This window comes from Streptomyces sp. bgisy027 (assembly GCF_057710365.1).
On record NZ_JBYIVZ010000017.1, the window covers coordinates 22,838 to 38,009 of the forward strand.

At 69.1% G+C, this 15,172-nt stretch carries 14 protein-coding genes and 1 pseudogene; 9 read left to right on the forward strand and 6 right to left on the reverse strand.

What is annotated here, in order from left to right:
* Positions 1 to 319: 319 nt before the first annotated feature.
* The 5 genes from AC3ETA_RS18940 to cseC all read left to right on the forward strand — a co-directional run bounded on the left by AC3ETA_RS18940 (position 320) and on the right by cseC (position 5,155).
* The gene (locus AC3ETA_RS18940) at positions 320 to 1,258 is read left to right on the forward strand and encodes an HhH-GPD family protein (protein ID WP_432194088.1); all 939 of its coding nucleotides are present in this window, start codon (positions 320 to 322) and stop codon (positions 1,256 to 1,258) included.
* A gap of 314 nt (positions 1,259 to 1,572) precedes the next feature.
* Complete coding sequence (locus AC3ETA_RS18945; protein ID WP_030961701.1) at positions 1,573 to 2,112, forward strand: SigE family RNA polymerase sigma factor; 540 nt, start codon at positions 1,573 to 1,575, stop codon at positions 2,110 to 2,112.
* A 221-nt stretch (positions 2,113 to 2,333) separates the two neighbouring features.
* Entirely contained in the window at positions 2,334 to 2,924 is a 591-nt protein-coding gene (locus AC3ETA_RS18950; protein WP_432194218.1) for a hypothetical protein, read from the forward strand.
* A 49-nt stretch (positions 2,925 to 2,973) separates the two neighbouring features.
* Positions 2,974 to 3,678 (forward strand): two-component system response regulator CseB, encoded by a 705-nt coding sequence (cseB, locus tag AC3ETA_RS18955; RefSeq protein WP_432194089.1) that lies wholly within the window; start codon positions 2,974 to 2,976, stop codon positions 3,676 to 3,678.
* A 10-nt stretch (positions 3,679 to 3,688) separates the two neighbouring features.
* Positions 3,689 to 5,155 (forward strand): two-component system sensor histidine kinase CseC, encoded by a 1,467-nt coding sequence (gene cseC / locus AC3ETA_RS18960; RefSeq protein ID WP_432194090.1) that lies wholly within the window; start codon positions 3,689 to 3,691, stop codon positions 5,153 to 5,155.
* A gap of 86 nt (positions 5,156 to 5,241) precedes the next feature.
* Here the strand turns inward: cseC and AC3ETA_RS18965 are convergent.
* Both AC3ETA_RS18965 and AC3ETA_RS18970 read right to left on the reverse strand, forming a co-directional pair.
* Positions 5,242 to 5,322: pseudogene (locus AC3ETA_RS18965) on the reverse strand (AraC family transcriptional regulator); the annotation flags it as partial.
* A 163-nt stretch (positions 5,323 to 5,485) separates the two neighbouring features.
* Positions 5,486 to 7,066, reverse strand: a complete 1,581-nt coding sequence (locus AC3ETA_RS18970) for an MDR family MFS transporter (protein WP_432194091.1) — start codon at positions 7,064 to 7,066, stop codon at positions 5,486 to 5,488.
* Between the two features lie 118 nt (positions 7,067 to 7,184).
* Between AC3ETA_RS18970 and AC3ETA_RS18975 the strand changes: the two genes are divergently transcribed.
* On the forward strand, positions 7,185 to 7,772 hold the full coding sequence (locus tag AC3ETA_RS18975) for a TetR/AcrR family transcriptional regulator (RefSeq protein WP_432194092.1): 588 nt from the start codon (positions 7,185 to 7,187) through the stop codon (positions 7,770 to 7,772).
* Positions 7,773 to 7,784: 12 nt separating this feature from the next.
* On the opposite strand, the gene AC3ETA_RS18980 is transcribed toward AC3ETA_RS18975, so the two are convergent.
* A complete protein-coding gene (locus AC3ETA_RS18980; RefSeq protein ID WP_432194219.1) occupies positions 7,785 to 8,411 on the reverse strand; it encodes a M23 family metallopeptidase in 627 nt (208 codons plus the stop codon).
* A 370-nt stretch (positions 8,412 to 8,781) separates the two neighbouring features.
* On the opposite strand from AC3ETA_RS18980, the gene AC3ETA_RS18985 reads away from it, so the two are divergent.
* Positions 8,782 to 9,300, forward strand: a complete 519-nt coding sequence (locus tag AC3ETA_RS18985; RefSeq protein ID WP_432194093.1) for an NACHT N-terminal Helical domain 1-containing protein — start codon at positions 8,782 to 8,784, stop codon at positions 9,298 to 9,300.
* A 103-nt stretch (positions 9,301 to 9,403) separates the two neighbouring features.
* Entirely contained in the window at positions 9,404 to 10,039 is a 636-nt protein-coding gene (locus tag AC3ETA_RS18990) for an HAD family acid phosphatase (RefSeq protein WP_432194094.1), read from the forward strand.
* A 79-nt stretch (positions 10,040 to 10,118) separates the two neighbouring features.
* Here AC3ETA_RS18990 and AC3ETA_RS18995 read toward each other — a convergent pair whose 3' ends face one another.
* Entirely contained in the window at positions 10,119 to 12,644 is a 2,526-nt protein-coding gene (locus AC3ETA_RS18995; RefSeq protein WP_432194095.1) for an ATP-dependent Clp protease ATP-binding subunit, read from the reverse strand.
* 430 nt (positions 12,645 to 13,074) lie between these two features.
* On the opposite strand from AC3ETA_RS18995, the gene AC3ETA_RS19000 reads away from it, so the two are divergent.
* Positions 13,075 to 13,899 (forward strand): SCO3374 family protein, encoded by an 825-nt coding sequence (locus AC3ETA_RS19000; RefSeq protein WP_432194096.1) that lies wholly within the window; start codon positions 13,075 to 13,077, stop codon positions 13,897 to 13,899.
* Positions 13,900 to 13,931: 32 nt separating this feature from the next.
* On the opposite strand, the gene AC3ETA_RS19005 is transcribed toward AC3ETA_RS19000, so the two are convergent.
* Together AC3ETA_RS19005 and AC3ETA_RS19010 are read right to left on the reverse strand one after the other, a co-directional pair.
* Positions 13,932 to 14,267, reverse strand: coding sequence for a histone-like nucleoid-structuring protein Lsr2 (locus AC3ETA_RS19005; protein ID WP_030959275.1), 336 nt, complete (start codon positions 14,265 to 14,267; stop codon positions 13,932 to 13,934).
* Between the two features lie 258 nt (positions 14,268 to 14,525).
* A complete protein-coding gene (locus tag AC3ETA_RS19010; protein WP_107904505.1) occupies positions 14,526 to 15,089 on the reverse strand; it encodes an amino-acid N-acetyltransferase in 564 nt (187 codons plus the stop codon).
* Positions 15,090 to 15,172 lie beyond the last annotated feature (83 nt).

Sequence of the window (15,172 nt, forward strand, 5' to 3'; positions counted from 1 at the left end):
CGGCCGGGGCCGGTTCCTGTCGGCCGGGGCCGGTTCCTGTCGGCCGGGGCCGGTTCCTGTCGGCCCGCAGCCCCCTCACGCAGCCCCACCCCCTTCAGCCCGTCCGGCGTTTGAGGACGACGCCCGTTCGACGACCCCCGTTCGACGACGCCCGTTCAGGGCCGAAGCGGAGGTCCCGCGGACGCAGGCTCCAAGGCCGCAACCCACCCGGCCCCGCAGCCTCCCGCGATCCGCAACCACCCCCATCGGCACCCCCCAACGCACCGGCACCCGCCGCCTACCCACCCGGCCGCCCTCCGCATGGCAGGATCGGAAAGCCATGACTGCGCCCACGAAACCCTCACCCGACAGCACCGGCGACACCCTCTCCGGCTCCCCCGTCGGAGACGACTCGCTGCACAGCCCCGTCATCGACTGGTTCGACGAGAACGCCCGCGATCTCCCCTGGCGGCGCCCCGAGGCCGGCCCCTGGGGTGTGATGGTCAGTGAGTTCATGCTCCAGCAGACGCCGGTGAACCGCGTCCTGCCGGTCTACGAGCAGTGGCTGTCCCGCTGGCCCCGTCCCGCCGACCTGGCCAAGGAGGCGCCCGGCGAAGCCGTCCGCGCCTGGGGCCGGCTCGGCTACCCGCGCCGCGCGCTGCGTCTGCACGGCGCCGCCGTCGCCATAGCGGAACGGCACGGCGGGGACGTACCCACCGACCATGCCCAGCTCCTCGCGCTGCCCGGCATCGGCGAGTACACGGCCGCCGCCGTGGCGTCATTCGCGTACGGCCAGCGGCACCCCGTCCTGGACACCAACGTCCGCCGGGTCCTCGCCCGGGCCGTCACCGGCGTGCAGTACCCGCCGAACGCCACCACCGCCGCCGAACGCAAGCTCGCCCGTGCCCTGCTCCCCGACGACGAGCGCACCGCGTCCCGCTGGGCCGCCGCCTCCATGGAGCTCGGCGCGCTGGTGTGCACCGCGAAGAACGAGTCGTGCCACCGCTGTCCGATCGCCGCGCAGTGCGCCTGGCGGCTCGCCGGCAAGCCGGAGCACGACGGCCCGCCGCGCCGCGGCCAGACGTACGCCGGGACCGACCGTCAGGTCCGCGGCAAGCTGCTCGCCGTGCTGCGCGACGCCCACACCCCCGTCTCCCAGGCGGCGCTCGACCGGGTGTGGCACGAACCGGTGCAGCGCGCCCGCGCGCTGGACGGCCTCGTCGCGGACGGACTGGTGGAGCCGCTGCCGGGCGGGATGTACCGGCTGCCCCTGAGCTGACACTCAGTCACATCACAGCCCTGCGGGCTCTGCGCCACACGAATCACAGCGTCCGCACGGCTGTTGCACGGCCGGCACATCAACAAAACACCCCATAACGACACCAGCCGGCCGACCATTTTGTCCCTTTCCTGATTCCGTTACACAACCGACGGACAGCCGAGCGCTGGCCGCAGGCTGCTTCGGACAGCGCCGTGACAACGCCTCCGTAGCTTCATTTCCGTACCCGGCAGACCGGGACGACCACGAAGCAGAAGCAGTGAGACCGACGGCCGACAGGCCGGCCGGGAACGGGGAATCGGGAGGCGGTCAACATGGCGCAGGGCGAGGTGCTCGAGTTCGAGGAGTACGTCCGCACCCGGCAGGACGCGCTGCTGCGCAGCGCCCGCCGACTGGTCCCGGACCCGGTCGACGCGCAGGACCTGCTCCAGACCGCGCTGGTGCGGACGTACCACCGCTGGGACGGCATCGCCGACAAGCGGCTCGCCGACGCCTACCTGCGCCGCGTCATGATCAACACGCGCACCGAGTGGTGGCGTGCGCGCAAGCTGGAGGAGGTGCCGACCGAGCAGCTCCCGGACGCCTCCGTCGAGGACTCCACCGAGCAGCACGCGGACCGCGCCCTGCTGATGGACATCATGAAGGTTCTCGCACCCAAGCAACGCAGCGTCGTCGTGCTGCGACACTGGGAGCAGATGTCCACGGAGGAGACGGCCGCGGCCCTCGGAATGTCGGCCGGAACGGTCAAGAGCACGCTGCACCGGGCGCTCGCCCGGCTCCGCGAGGAGCTGGAGAGCCGCGATCTGGACGCACGCGCGCTGGAGCGTGAGGAGCGGGAGCGTTGCGCGGCCTAGGCACGACCACGGGCGGCACCGGGCACACGGAAACGGGTGACACGGGAACGGGAACGGGTGACACGGGAACAGGAACGGGTGACACGGACACGGGCAGGAGTGACAGGGCCACGGACGGAGACTCCGAGGGCACCGGCTCCGCACGGTCCGGACCCGGATCCGCACGGTCCGGACCCGGATCCGGGCCCGTGCGGGGGACCTTGCAGGCGGCGTTCACGGCGATGGCCGTGGTCGTCGCCCTCGCCCTTTTCGCCTCCGCCTGCGCCACCGGCGGCACCGGAGCCCGTGACGAGGGGCCCGCGCACGCCGACCTGGCGGGCGGCGCGGCCGTATCGCCGTCGGCCGTGACCTCGGCGTCGGCCGTCCCGGACCGCACTGAGGCCGTCCGGCTGGTCAAGGCTGACCCCGTGGTCTCGACAGAGGTCAAGCGCGAGCTGAAGCCGTGCGTCTCCGACGACTACCCCATCGACGTGTCGTACGGCGACCTGACCGGCGGTCCCGAGGACGACATCGTGGTCAACGTGCTGTCCTGCGGGGACGGCGTGGGCGTCGCCTCGTACGTGTACCGCGAGCAGAGCGGCGCGTACCGCAATGTGTTCAAGTCGGAGGAGCCTCCGGTCTACGCCGAGATCGACCGCGGCTACCTTGTGGTGACCAAGCAGGTGTACGCCCAGGACGACGCACTGTCGAACCCGTCCAGCGAGGACGTGATCTCGTACCAGTGGAAGTCCGACCGCTTCGACCGCAAGTTCAGCACCCGCACCGACTACGGCTCGCTCGGCGGCGACGACTCACCGGCGCCGGACGGCTGAGACGCGTCCGACGCACCACCGGAAACACACGAGGACTGAGAGCACCGGGATGGCAGACCAGACCCACGTCCTGTTCGTCGAGGACGACGACGTCATCCGCGAGGCCACCCAGCTCGCCCTGGAGCGGGACGGCTTCGCGGTGACCGCCATGCCCGACGGGCTGTCGGGTCTGGAGGCGTTCCGCACGGACCGGCCCGACATCGCACTGCTGGACGTGATGGTCCCGGGCCTGGACGGGGTCAGCCTGTGCCGCCGTATCCGCGACGAGTCGACCGTGCCGGTGATCATGCTGTCGGCGCGTGCCGACTCGATCGACGTGGTGCTGGGCCTGGAGGCGGGCGCCGACGACTACGTCACCAAGCCGTTCGACGGTGCCGTGCTGGTCGCGCGGATCCGGGCGGTGCTGCGCCGCTTCGGACACGCCGGCCGCACGGACCGGGTGGACGGGAGCGACCCCGCGGCCACCGGCGGCCTGCTGACCTTCGGCGACCTGGAGGTCGACACCGAGGGCATGGAGGTGCGCCGGGACGGGCAGCACGTCGCCCTCACACCGACCGAGATGCGGCTGCTGCTGGAGTTCTCCTCGGCGCCGGGCACGGTGCTGTCGCGGGACAAGCTGCTGGAGCGGGTGTGGGACTACGGCTGGGGCGGGGACACGCGGGTGGTCGACGTGCATGTGCAGCGGCTGCGGCAGAAGATCGGCCAGGACCGCATCGAGACGGTCCGTGGCTTCGGCTACAAACTGAAGGCCTGAGCGGGGCGGCATGCGGGGGATGTTCAGACGGCCGGCCGCGTCCGGCGCGGCGAGTGTCGGCCTCACGGATCCGGCGGAGCTCGCGGGGCAGGGGGCCGACGTCCGGGCGAGCGGTGTCACGGGGGCACCGGCGGGCGGTCGCAAAGGCCTGCGGGCGAGAGGCACGGGCGGCGGACGGATCGCCATACGTACGGGGCTGCGGTGGAAGCTGAGCGCGGCGATCGCCCTGGTCGGCGCCCTGGTGGCGGTCGTACTGAGCCTCGTCGTGCACAACCAGGCCCGGGTCTCGATGCTGGACAGCGCACGCGACCTCGCGGACGAGCGCATCCAGATCGCCCAACGCAGCTACGAGCAGTCCAAGCGGCTGAACTTCCCCAATCTCACGATCGACGACCCGGAGCTGCCGGCGGCGCTGCGGGAGAAGGCCGAGGAGGGCCGGCGGGCGACCTACGTCACCGACACCCCGAGCGGCGCGCCCGACATCTGGGCGGCCGTACCGCTCAACAACGGGCACGTCCTGTCGCTGCGCACCGGCTTCACCGACCGCAGCGAGCACATCCTCAACCGTCTTGACCAGGCCATGATCATCGGCTCGATCGCGGTGGTGCTCGGCGGCAGCGCGCTCGGCGTGCTCATCGGCGGGCAGTTGTCGCGGCGGCTGCGCAAGGCGGCGGCCGCGGCGAACCAGGTCGCGAGCGGCGAGCCGGACGTCAGGGTGCGGGACGCCATCGGCGGTGTCGTACGGGACGAGACCGACGACCTCGCGAGCGCGGTGGACGCCATGGCGGACGCGCTTCAGCAGCGGCTGGAGGCGGAGCGCCGGGTCACCGCGGACATCGCGCACGAGCTGCGCACACCGGTGACCGGGCTGCTGACGGCGGCCGAGCTGCTGCCGCCCGGCCGGCCCACGGAACTGGTCCTGGACCGGGCGAAGGCCATGCGCACCCTGGTCGAGGACGTCCTGGAGGTGGCCCGCCTGGACAGTGCCTCGGAGCGGGCCGAGCTGCAGGACATCCTGCTGGGCGAGTTCGTCAGCCGGCGGGTCGCGGCCAAGGATCCCGCCGTCGAGGTGCGGGTCGTGCACGAGTCGGAGGTCACCACCGATCCGCGGCGCCTGGAGCGGGTGCTGTTCAATCTGCTGGCCAACGCGGCCCGGCACGGCAGGCCGCCGATCCAGGTCACGGTCGAGGGCCGGGTCATCCGGGTCCGCGACCACGGCCCCGGATTCCCGGAGCATCTGATCGCCGACGGGCCCAGTCGCTTCCGCACCGGCAGCAGCGACCGCGCGGGCCACGGCCATGGCCTTGGCCTGACGATCGCCGCAGGTCAGGCCCGGGTTCTCGGAGCCCGGCTGACCTTCCGCAACATTCGCCCGCCGGGCACCCCGGACCCGGTGCCGGCGGAGGGCGCGGTGGCCGTCCTCTGGCTACCGGAGCACGCGCCGACGGCCACGGGGAGCTACCCGATGCTGCCGTAACGGCAACCCTCGGACCCGGGCGGCTAGCACCCGGGAAGCCACTCCCCACCCCGCCGAGGCGGGGCGTCGCCCGGCGAGGTCTGAGGGCAGATCTCCGTCACGGTCGGGTTGGCGACCCGCAGATACTCCTCGGCCCGCTCGATCCGGCGGTGGGTCAGACACTGCCCGCCTGCCGCATCTTGTCCATACGGTCGATCGTGACACGCCCCACTGACAACGTCGGCAGGCGCAGGGCCACCGGCGAGAACGGCAGAGGGGAAGGCCCCCGGGCAGCTCACCCGAGGGCCTTCCTCATGCCGGGCGGGACGGCTCGCGCCGCCCGGGGCCGGCCTAGATGCCGCCCTCGACGGCCTCCGGCTTCGGGCCCTCGCCCCCCTTGAGCGGGACCTCCTTGACGAACACGGCCGCGGCCAGGGACAGCACGGCGATCACCGCTCCGAGCAGGAACGCCGAGTGCGTGCCGGCCGACACCGCGTGCTGGTACGCCTCGCGCACCGCGTCGGGAAGCTTCGCCAGGCTCGCCGCGTCCAGCTGCGCCGACTGCTCGGTGACCTCGGAGCCCAGCGACCCGGCCCGCTCGGACATGACGTCCTGCACCCGGTTGTTGAACAGCGCGCCCATGATCGCGACGCCGAACGAGGAGCCGAGCGTACGGAAGAGGGTGGTGGAGGAGGACGCGACGCCCATGTCCTTCATCTCGACGCTGTTCTGCGCGACCAGCATGGTGATCTGCATCAGACAGCCCATGCCGAGTCCGACCACGGCCATGAACACCCCGGACATGAACCGCGAGGTCCCCGTGTCCATGGTCGACAGCAGGTACAGCCCGCCGACCATCGCGACGCTGCCGACGACCGGGAAGACCTTGTAGCGCCCGGTGTTCGTGGTCACCCGGCCGGCGACCATCGAGGTGACCAGCATCGCCCCGAGCATCGGCAGCAGCAGGAGCCCGGAGTTGGTGGCGGAGGCGCCCTGCACCGACTGCTGGTACAGCGGCAGGAACAGCGTGGCGCCGAACATCACGAACCCGGTGATGAAGCCGATCAGGGACATCAGCGTGAAGTTGCGGCTGCGGAAGATGTGCAGCGGGACCACCGGCTCGGCCGCCCTGGTCTGCCAGAACACGAACCCGACGAGTGCGGCGACGCCGATGCCGATGAGCTCCATGATCCGTGCGGACGTCCAGGCGTACTCCGTGCCGCCCCAGGTGGTGACCAGCACGATCGCGGTGATGCCGACGGTCAGCAGCCCCGCGCCCAGGTAGTCGATCCGCGCCTTGGCCCGCTTCTTCGGCAGGTGCAGCACGGCACTGATCGCGGCGAGCGCCACGACGCCGAGCGGCAGGTTGATGTAGAAGGCCCAGCGCCAGCCCCAGTGGTCGGTGATGGTGCCGCCGACCAGCGGTCCGCCGATCATCGCCAGCGCCATGACGCCGGCCATCATGCCCTGGTACTTGCCGCGCTCCCGCGGCGGGATGAGGTCGCCGATGATCGCCATGACACCGACCATCAGACCGCCGGCGCCGAGTCCCTGGACGGCCCGGAACCCGATGAGCTGGCCCATGTCCTGGGCCATGCCGCTGAGCGCGGATCCGATGAGGAAGAGGACGATCGACGACATGAAGACGCCCTTGCGGCCGTACATGTCGCCGAGCTTGCCCCACAACGGGGTGGAGGCCGCGGTCGCCAGGGTGTACGCCGTCACCACCCACGACAGATGCTCCAGGCCGCCCAGCTCGCCCACGATCGTCGGCATCGCGGTGCCCACGATCATGTTGTCGAGCATCGCCAGCATCATCGTGATCATCAGCGCCAGCAGTACGACCCGTACGCTCTTCGGCTGCTTGCCGACCGGATCGGCTTGTTTCGCCCGATCCGCCGGTCCTGTGTCCACTGCCATTGTGTCCGCCATGAATCCCACTCCCCCAGCCACTTACTTGCCGCCCGGCTAGTTCCCTACACTGAAGGAAGGTAGGGGCGTAACTAGCCGGGCGTCAAGTAAGTTTTCTGGAAAGCCGAGGAGTACGAGGATGGGTGGCACCATGGACGGCACCAAGCAGCGGCGCCGCGGGGACACCCGCCAGCGCATCCAGGACGTGGCCCTCGAACTCTTCGCCGAGCAGGGCTACGAGAAGACTTCACTGCGCGAGATCGCCGAGCACCTGGAGGTCACGAAGGCGGCCCTGTACTACCACTTCAAGACCAAGGAAGAAATCATCGTCAGCCTCTTCGAGGATCTGACGAAGCCGATCGAGGAACTGATCGACTGGGGCAGGCAGCAGCCGCACACCCTGGAGACCAAGCAGGAGATCGTGCGTCGCTACAGCGAGGCCCTGGCCGGCGCGTCGCCCCTGTTCCGCTTCATGCAGGAGAACCAGGCGACGGTCCGCGAGCTGAGCATCGGCGAGACGTTCAAGGACCGCATGCTCGGCATGCGGGACATCGTCATCGACCCGGACGCCGATCTGGTGGACCAGGTGCGCTGCATCAGCGCCCTGTTCACGATGCACGCCGGGATGTTCGTGCTGAAAGACCTCGAAGGCGACCCCGAGGAGAAGCGCAAGGCCATCCTCGAGGTCGCCACGGATCTGATCACCCAGGCGCACAAGGGCGCCTGAGCGGCAGGGTGATCAGATCGACAGACCCTTGGCCCGCAGGAAGGCCACGGGGTCGATCGCGGTGCCGTAGTTGGCGGACTTGCGGATCTCGAAGTGCAGGTGCGGACCGCTGGAGTTACCGGTGTTGCCGGACTTGGCTATCTTCTGGCCGGTCTTGACGACCTGGCCGATCTTCACGTCGATGCGCGACAGGTGGGCGTACTGGGAGAAGGTCCCGTTGCCGTGCTTGATGACGATGGCGTTGCCGTACGCGGGACCGTCACCGGCGCCGTTGCCGCCGGCCTTGACGACGGTGCCGCCGTGCGCGGCGACGACCTGGGTGCCGGTCGGGACGGCGAAGTCCTGACCGCTGTGGGTGGACTGCCACATGCCGCCGGCCTGCGCGAAGCTGGCGGACTTCGTGTACTTCTTGACCGGCTTGACCCAGGAGACGGCCTTCTTGGCCGGGGCCTTCTTCGCGGCGGCCTGCTTGACGGCGACGGTCTGGGCCTGCACAGCGGCGGGGGCGGAGGTCATCTCAGCAGCGACCGCGCCTCCGGCACCCAGCACGACCGATGCTCCCAGTCCGGCGGCCAGCACAGCAGCACGGGTGCGGAGCGCGGACGTACGGGGCGAACGGAACGAGAAGCGCGGGGACATTCGAAACCTCACGGGTACGACGACAGGGAAAACCACCCGACACATCAGGTCGCCGGATGGCCATCCCTTGGTAACCCCGCCGGACCCCAACCCCAAAACCCCTCAACTACGACGAGGGCTAGTACTCCGCAGCAAAAATCCCCGCATCTTGACAGAGCGCCCAATACGGACGAACCAGCGCCAACGCCAAAATCGTGCGTCAGCTTTCATAGCTAAAGTCCGTTTTGTTCTCCAGGCCCCTTTCCACTATTCCCGCTAGTAACGGACAAATCGCCTGTGCGGCATGTCACCGCCCTGCGCAACCGGAAGACCCCGGAATGTGACGGGCACTACGCTGCTGTTCCGCCTACGAGGGCTCAGGGGAGACCGCGTGGATCCGGCGGTCATCGGCACGAGAATCGCGTCCGAACCGGGGGCCGACCTGGTCGACAAGCCCGTACGGCTGTCGTCGCTGGTGTCGTTCCGGGGCGAGAAGCGCAGGCTCGGCGGCAAGGAGTTACGCGGACTCGTCCGCGAGCGGGTGGAGAGGGCCGCACGCGGGCCACGCGAGGCACCGCTCGACGAGGGCGAGCCGGAGGCGGTCGCATGGGCGCTGCTGCGGACCCTGCACTCGCTCGGCGATCCGGACCTGGACGACCTGGAGGCCGTACGGCTCGGCCACGAGGCGCCGGCCGACAAGCGGTACGCACAGGCGGGCGGCGACCGGCTACGCCCTGAACGTGCACTTCGCCGAGGAACCCGACCTTGCCCCGCTCGCCGCGCGCCCTCGCCTCAGCCGCGTGAACACCTTGAGTGTCCGCATCCGCAATGTCGACGCGCTGCCCGCCACCGTCTGCCACATCACTCGTCGACGAGTGATCGTTCGGCATCATCTGACGCACACCTCTAGCGACTTACCCTTCAGTAACCTTACCGTTCCCCTCACGCCACCCCCACCCACGAACATGCACGCGACAACAACAGAGCGCACGTGACGTGAGAGGACCCCCCACATGACGCTTCGCCAGCCCTGGGCGCGCCGTATAGCGGTCGGCACCGTTTCCGCGGCCGCCCTCGTGGCCTTCGCGGTCCCCGCCGAAGCGGCCACGGCCGCGAGCACCTCGACCACCGCCACCGCCACCGCGTCGGCCGAGGACGTGGACTACGACACCTGGCAGAAGGACTGCCAGGCCGTCATGAACCAGGCGCTGCCCTATCTGAAGCAGCGGATCGCCGACACCGAGCCGGGTGAGAAGCAGGCGATCGTCTTCGACATCGACAACACCACCCTGGAGACGGACTTCGGCTTCAGCTACCCGCAGCCGGCCAACAAGCCGGCCCTGGAGGTCGCCAAGTACGCCCAGGAGCACGGCGTCTCGGTGTTCTTCGTGACCGCCCGCCCGGGCATCATCTACGCGGTGACCGACTACAACCTCAAGTACGTCGGCTACAAGGTCTCCGGCCTGTACGTGCGCAACTTCTTCGACCTGTTCAAGAACGTCGCCGACTACAAGACGGCCCAGCGCGCCGACATCGAGAAGAAGGGCTACACGATCATCGCGAACATCGGCAACAGCGCCACCGACCTGTCGGGCGGCCACGCCGAGAAGACGTACAAGCTGCCGGACTACAACGGCCAGCTCTCCTGACGAGGCACACACAAAGGGGCTGCCCCGGGACTTGGGTCCCGGGGCAGCCCCTTTGGTTCAGGTAGGTCCAGCGCGGCGGCTAGGCCTCCTTGCTCAGGTTCGGTCCGGTGCCACCGGCCGCCTGCTCGATCGGCGGGACGTCCGGCAGGGCCGACTTCTCCTCGCCGCGGAAGGTGAAGGTCTTGGTCTCGCCCTCGCCCTCCGTGTCGACGACCACGATGTGACCGGGACGCAGCTCGCCGAAGAGGATCTTCTCGGAGAGGCTGTCCTCGATCTCGCGCTGGATCGTGCGACGCAGCGGACGCGCGCCCAGCACCGGGTCGTAACCCTTCTTGGACAGCAGCTCCTTGGCGGACTGGGAGAGCTCGATGCCCATGTCCCGGTCCTTCAGGCGCTCGTCCACCTTGCCGATCATCAGGTCGACGATCGCGAGGATGTCGTCCTGGGTCAGCTGCGGGAAGACGACCACGTCGTCGACTCGGTTGAGGAACTCGGGCCGGAAGTGCTGCTTGAGCTCGTCCTGGACCTTGTTCTTCATGCGCTCGTAGTTGGTCTTCGTGTCACCCGAGGCCGCGAAGCCCAGGTTGAAGCCCTTGGAGATGTCCCGGGTGCCGAGGTTGGTCGTCATGATGATGACCGTGTTCTTGAAGTCCACGACCCGGCCCTGGGAGTCGGTCAGACGACCGTCCTCCAGGATCTGCAGCAGCGAGTTGAAGATGTCCGGGTGGGCCTTCTCCACCTCGTCGAAGAGGACGACGGAGAACGGCTTGCGGCGGACCTTCTCGGTCAGCTGGCCACCCTCTTCGTAGCCCACGTAACCGGGGGGCGAACCGAAGAGACGCGAGACCGTGTGCTTCTCGCTGAACTCCGACATGTCGAGGGAGATCAGCGCGTCCTCGTCACCGAAGAGGAACTCGGCGAGCGCCTTGGACAGCTCGGTCTTACCGACACCGGACGGGCCGGCGAAGATGAACGAGCCACCGGGGCGCTTGGGGTCCTTCAGACCGGCACGCGTACGGCGGATCGCCTTCGACAGCGCCTTGACGGCGTCGACCTGGCCGATGACCCGCTTGTGGAGCTCGTCCTCCATGCGCAGCAGACGCGAGGACTCCTCCTCGGTCAGCTTGAAGACCGGGATGCCGGTGGCGGTCGCGAGGACCTCGGCGATCAGCTCGCCGTCGACCTCGGCGACGACGTCCATGTCGCCGGCCTTCCACTCCTTCTCGCGCTTGGCCTTGGCGGCCAGGAGCTGCTTCTCCTTGTCGCGGAGCGAAGCTGCCTTCTCGAAGTCCTGCGAGTCGATCGCGGACTCCTTGTCCCGGCGGACACCGGCGATCTTCTCGTCGAACTCGCGGAGGTCCGGCGGCGCGGTCATCCGGCGGATACGCATCCGGGAGCCGGCCTCGTCGATCAGGTCGATCGCCTTGTCCGGCAGGAAGCGGTCCGAGATGTACCGGTCGGCCAGGGTGGCGGCCTGGACCAGTGCCTCGTCGGTGATGGAGACGCGGTGGTGGGCCTCGTACCGGTCACGCAGACCCTTGAGGATCTCGATCGTGTGCGGCAGGGACGGCTCGGCGACCTGGATGGGCTGGAAGCGGCGCTCCAGCGCGGCGTCCTTCTCCAGGTGCTTGCGGTACTCGTCCAGCGTCGTCGCACCGATGGTCTGCAGCTCACCGCGGGCCAGCATCGGCTTCAGGATGGAAGCCGCGTCGATGGCGCCCTCGGCGGCACCCGCACCGACGAGCGTGTGCAGCTCGTCGATGAACAGGATGATGTCGCCGCGGGTGCGGATCTCCTTGAGCACCTTCTTCAGGCGCTCCTCGAAGTCACCGCGGTAGCGGGAGCCGGCGACCAGCGCGCCGAGGTCCAGGGTGTAGAGGTGCTTGTCCTTGAGGGTCTCGGGCACCTCGCCCTTGACGATGGCCTGGGCGAGGCCCTCGACGACGGCGGTCTTGCCGACGCCGGGCTCACCGATCAGGACCGGGTTGTTCTTGGTACGGCGGGACAGCACCTGCATGACCCGCTCGATCTCCTTCTCGCGCCCGATGACCGGGTCGAGCTTGGACTCACGAGCGGCCTGGGTGAGGTTCCGGCCGAACTGGTCGAGGACCAGGGACGTCGAGGGCGTGCCCTCGGCAGGCCCGCCGGCGGTGGCGGTCTCCTTGCCCTGGTAGCCGGAGAGCAGCTGGATGACCTGCTGCCGCACCCGGTTGAGATCAGCGCCCAGCTTGACCAGGACCTGGGCGGCGACGCCCTCGCCCTCACGGATCAGGCCGAGCAGGATGTGCTCCGTGCCGATGTAGTTGTGACCCAGCTGAAGGGCCTCGCGGAGCGACAGCTCCAGGACCTTCTTGGCACGGGGGGTGAAGGGGATGTGCCCGGACGGGGCCTGCTGGCCCTGGCCGATGATCTCCTCCACCTGCTGGCGGACCGCCTCGAGCGAAATCCCGAGGCTCTCAAGGGCCTTGGCGGCGACACCCTCACCCTCGTGGATCAGGCCCAGGAGGATGTGCTCGGTGCCGATGTAGTTGTGGTTGAGCATCCGGGCTTCTTCCTGAGCCAGGACGACAACCCGCCGCGCGCGGTCGGTGAACCTCTCGAACATCGTTAATCGCTCCTCAGAGCGGTCAGGCAGTGGGGGGAACTTCCCCTCCCTGTCCTTCCGCAGCTTAGTCCCGCAAGCGGGGACCGCTCATTCCAACTGCCGACACCGTCGATGGCCTCCTGACCCCGAACGCCGACATCTGCTCCAACCCGATGGTGCGAGACGATGTTCCCGCAGGCCAGGCAGTTACCCTCACCATCAGTACGCCGATGGCGAACGTGAGACTCACTGTCCTGCGTGTCGCCCCCTCCCACTAGGGATGTCTTACCCGCTGGGACTGACACTCCATGCCGCGCCCCCCGGTTCCCTCCGCTACGGGCGAACAACCTTGCGCCACCCCACACCCCCGCACGCCCCCTTTTCCGCCACACTGCGCATTCGTCAGCGCACCCAGCGTAACCCGCACGCCCATTCGGCGGTTGCTCTCGGCATGGTCGGCACCAGCCCCTCGATCTCCACGGACATCGCCGCGATCCCTCTCCCCCGCCGTCCGCTCGATCCGAGCGATCAGGTCCGGCGGTGGTACGAGAACGAACTGGACTGGCCGGTCGTGCCCACGGCCCCGGGATCCCCGCCGGCACTGCGGGTGGGCCTGCGCTTCGACGTCCTGGACGTCCCGGCCGAGGCGGGCCGTGCGGCACTGCGCCATCTCGGGCCGCACTCCCCGGTGGCCGTCCAGGGCGACCGCATGCGGCTGCTCGTCGCGGCGGGCTGCGCGCAGGAGGTGCCGGGCCTGCTGGCCTGGCTGGAGTGGGGGGCGCTGCCGCTGGACCTGACGGCGCTCGGTGAGGGCGACCTCACGGAGGCGCCGCTGCCCGCGCGGGCGATCGGGACGCCTGCGGCCGTATGGCCTTCCGCCTGGTTCTCGGCCTGGTATTCGGCCTGGCATCGCACCGGGGAGGTGCGGCCGTCGGTGTCCGTGCGGCACCGCGCGGACGAGCCGGGCACGGGCGGGGCGACCGTACGGCGTCCCGTCGATGCCGGACCGAGAGGGGCCGTACGTCGTCCCGGGCTGTCGGGGCCCGGTGGCGTGCGGCCGCTTCCTCCGGGCCGCTCCGGTGCCGTACAGGGGGCCGCCGTGTGGCTGCGGCCCCCCGAGCCTGGGGGCGAGGTCGAGGCCTCGCTGCCGACGTTGTCGGCCCTCGGGGGCGGTGGGGGCGCCCCCGATCTCGTGCGGGTTGTGGACACGGTGGCGACTCACTGCCACCGCCTGCGGCTGAAGCGCGGGTGCGCCCGGCCGTCGGCCCGTCCATAGACCTGTTTCCGTGGATCAGGCTTTGCCCTGGATCAGGCGTTGGCCTTCTCGTATGCCTCACGAATGGACGCGGGAACACGGCCGCGGTCGTTGACCTCGTAGCCGTTCTCCTTGGCCCACGCGCGGATCTGTGCGGTGTCCTGGCTGCCACCGGATGCGGCGCGCGCCTTTCCACGACCACCCGAAGCGCGGCCTCCGGTACGACGACCGCCCTTCACGTAAGGGTCGAGAAGACCACGGAGCTTGTCCGCATTGGCAGTCGTGAGATCGATCTCGTACGTCTTGCCGTCCAGCGCGAACGTCACGGTCTCGTCCGCCTCGCCGCCGTCGAGGTCGTCGACAAGAAGGACCTGAACCTTCTGTGCCACCGGATTTCCTTTCATCGATAACTTGAGGGCCTGGGGTCTGCGGCGTCCGCCGTTTCGCCGTCCCCTGTTATATGCAGTACTGCAGTACGTCGGAAAGCAAACCGCTTTTGCTGGAAAAACACAAACCCCCGGGAGAGACCGACAGCCCGGGCACCGTCCGGAAACATGCGCGTTTCGGACATAGGGCACCTGGGCATGGCCTGTCGGGCGGAATACGCCTTGCGGATCGATGGCGGATCGATGACGGATCCTTCGCGATCACAGATGCAGAAGCATCCGGCTGTTGCCCAAGGTGTTCGGTTTCACTCGTTCGAGACCGAGGAACTCCGCCACACCCTCGTCATAGGAACGCAGCAGCTCCGCGTAGACATCGGTGTCCACCGGCGTCTCACCGATCTCGACGAAGCCGTGCTTGCTGAAGAAGTCCTCTTCGAAGGTCAGACAGAAAACGCGTCGAACGCCGAGCCAGCGAGCGGTGTGCAGCAACTTCTCCAGCAACTGGTGACCGACGCCGGCGCCCTTCAGACCGGGCTTCACCGCGAGAGTGCGTACTTCCGCCAGGTCTTCCCACATCACGTGCAGCGCACCGCAGCCGACGACCTCGCCGTTGTCGTCGCGTTCGGCGACCCAGAACTCCTGGATGTCCTCGTAAAGCGTCACCGTGGCTTTGTCGAGCAGGATGCGCCGGCGGACGTACTCGTCAAGGAGACGACGCACCGACGGGACATCGCTGGTACGGGCCCGTCGGACGGTGATGGCTTTTGAGCTGACTTCTGGGCTCTCGGCCGAGGGAGTCCCGGTCGAGTGGCTCTCTGCTGACATGAGCGGACGCTATCGCCCGTCGGGCTCCTGCGCTGAGCCGGGGTTCTCGCCCGCGGTATCCGGCCGGGTATCGGTGCCGGTAT

Bases quoted from the DNA above. Each gene is read 5' to 3' on its own strand.
- AC3ETA_RS19010 (WP_107904505.1), bottom strand. From the start codon at position 15,089: ATGTCAGCAGAGAGCCACTCGACCGGGACTCCCTCGGCCGAGAGCCCA.
- AC3ETA_RS18975 (WP_432194092.1), top strand. From the start codon at position 7,185: ATGGGTGGCACCATGGACGGCACCAAGCAGCGGCGCCGCGGGGACACC.
- AC3ETA_RS18995 (WP_432194095.1), bottom strand. From the start codon at position 12,644: ATGTTCGAGAGGTTCACCGACCGCGCGCGGCGGGTTGTCGTCCTGGCT.
- AC3ETA_RS18990 (WP_432194094.1), top strand. From the start codon at position 9,404: ATGACGCTTCGCCAGCCCTGGGCGCGCCGTATAGCGGTCGGCACCGTT.
- AC3ETA_RS19000 (WP_432194096.1), top strand. From the start codon at position 13,075: ATGGTCGGCACCAGCCCCTCGATCTCCACGGACATCGCCGCGATCCCT.
- AC3ETA_RS18940 (WP_432194088.1), top strand. From the start codon at position 320: ATGACTGCGCCCACGAAACCCTCACCCGACAGCACCGGCGACACCCTC.
- AC3ETA_RS18970 (WP_432194091.1), bottom strand. From the start codon at position 7,066: ATGGCGGACACAATGGCAGTGGACACAGGACCGGCGGATCGGGCGAAA.
- AC3ETA_RS18945 (WP_030961701.1), top strand. From the start codon at position 1,573: ATGGCGCAGGGCGAGGTGCTCGAGTTCGAGGAGTACGTCCGCACCCGG.
- AC3ETA_RS18950 (WP_432194218.1), top strand. From the start codon at position 2,334: ATGGCCGTGGTCGTCGCCCTCGCCCTTTTCGCCTCCGCCTGCGCCACC.
- cseC (WP_432194090.1), top strand. From the start codon at position 3,689: ATGCGGGGGATGTTCAGACGGCCGGCCGCGTCCGGCGCGGCGAGTGTC.
- AC3ETA_RS18980 (WP_432194219.1), bottom strand. From the start codon at position 8,411: ATGTCCCCGCGCTTCTCGTTCCGTTCGCCCCGTACGTCCGCGCTCCGC.
- cseB (WP_432194089.1), top strand. From the start codon at position 2,974: ATGGCAGACCAGACCCACGTCCTGTTCGTCGAGGACGACGACGTCATC.